Origin of the sequence: Roseomonas sp. TAS13 (genome assembly GCF_001950415.1) — a bacterium.
GTDB classification, from domain to species: Bacteria; Pseudomonadota; Alphaproteobacteria; order Acetobacterales; family Acetobacteraceae; genus Roseomonas; species Roseomonas mucosa.
Map to the genome: position 1 here is coordinate 1 of NZ_BDLP01000747.1, position 821 is coordinate 821.

Here is an 821-nt window from a genome sequence, read left to right on the forward strand (position 1 = left end):
GCGTCGGGGCCTCGCTCGGCCATGCGCAACAAGGTCTGCGCCTCGCGCAGCGCGAGGTCGGAGAGGAAGGGGCTGTTGCCGCCGAGCGCGGCGAGCAGGGCCTGGCCCTCGCCGGTGGCATAGGCGCGTTCCGCCGCCCCGCGTTCCGCGAAGCTGGCGATCAGCCGCTCCGCCGCCTTCGGATCGAAGGGGTCGGGGGGGCGTTTCATCCCGGGCGCTGTCATCGGCCTTTCGTCCCGTGACGCGGCGGGGCGGTCAAGTCACGACGGTTCCAGCGCGCGATGCCGCCGACCCCGCGGCGCGCGCCGGGATGCCCCCGCCCGGGCCGGGCCGCCGGCTGCGCCGCGCGCTGAGGTGGCTGTTCCGGCGGAGAATCCTGCCGCTGCTGGTGTCGCTGACCCATGCGGCGATGACGCTGGCGGCGGCAGGGGGGCTGGTGGCCTGCGCCCTGCTCTGGCGGCTGCAGGCGGGGCCGCTGCCGGTGCCGATGCTGGCCACGGCGCTGGAACAGCTGATCTCGTCCGACGGGGTGGAACTGAGGATCGGCGCCGCCGCCCTGAGCTGGCTGCCCCCGGCCGAGCCGGGCGGGTCGCCCGCCTTGTCGCTGCGGCTCTACGGGCTGCAACTGCCGGATGCCTCGGGCAAGGCGCGGCTGGAACTGCCGGAGATCGCGGCGCAGCTGCCGGCGCGGAACCTGCTGCTGCGGGGCGCCTATGTGCCCGAGACGCTGACGGTGGATGGGCCGCTGCTGGTGCTGGAGGTGGGACCGGACGGGTTGCCGGACATGCCCCGCGCCACGCGCGGCGGCGCGGCGGCCGGGG

General features: G+C 76.2%; 1 protein-coding gene and 1 pseudogene. One reads left to right on the top strand and one right to left on the bottom strand.

Annotation, left to right across the window (positions count from 1 at the left end):
* A partial coding sequence (locus ROTAS13_RS25285; RefSeq protein WP_139323608.1) for a hypothetical protein occupies positions 1–209 on the bottom strand: 209 nt, incomplete at its 3' end.
* 101 nt (positions 210–310) lie between these two features.
* Between ROTAS13_RS25285 and ROTAS13_RS25290 the strand changes: the two are divergent.
* A pseudogene (locus ROTAS13_RS25290) lies at positions 311–821 on the top strand (hypothetical protein); the annotation flags it as partial.